The sequence below is a fragment of the Mesorhizobium sp. M5C.F.Ca.IN.020.32.2.1 genome, assembly GCF_004023105.1.
In the GTDB taxonomy this organism is placed as follows: Bacteria; Pseudomonadota; Alphaproteobacteria; order Rhizobiales; family Rhizobiaceae; genus Mesorhizobium; species Mesorhizobium wenxiniae.
Genome location: NZ_RZSX01001647.1, coordinates 1 through 484, shown reverse-complemented (window position 1 = coordinate 484; position 484 = coordinate 1). Strand labels below are relative to the sequence as shown.

Below are 484 nucleotides of genomic sequence, written 5' to 3'. Positions count from 1 at the left end.
GCCCCACGGCACCATCATGGCCATCAGTGCCGGCCCGGCGACGCTGTGCGGCAGGAATGCCGGGATGACCGAAAGCATGACCAGCATGACCGCACTCAGCGCCAGCGACCAGCTGACGGTGCGCGTCGCGCCGAAGCGATCGGCAGCCTGCCCGCCGACAATGTTGCCGATGACGGCGCCGACACCGAAGGCGAGCAGCATGCCGGGCAGCGCAATCGGGCTCAAGCCTCCGCCTTCGACGGCTAGCGGCGCGACAAAGGCAAAGACCGTAAAGGCGCCGGTGAGCGCCAAAAGTGTGGTCAGCAGGATCGATGGCACGCCGGGGCGAAGGGTTGCAGCCAGCCGCTGCCTGAGCGGCAGCTTGGTGCCGACGATGCCGCGCGGCAGCCGGTACCACAGGATGGCGCCGGCCAGCGCGCCGAGCCCGGCGATGGCAAAGAACGTGCCGCGCCAGCCGGCAAGGGTCGCGACAAGTGCGCCGAGC

At 69.8% G+C, this 484-nt stretch carries 1 protein-coding gene; it reads right to left on the bottom strand.

From position 1 onward, the window contains the following. The coding region (locus tag EOA86_RS37945) for an MFS transporter (protein ID WP_164892473.1) at positions 1–484 on the bottom strand (484 nt) is incomplete at both ends.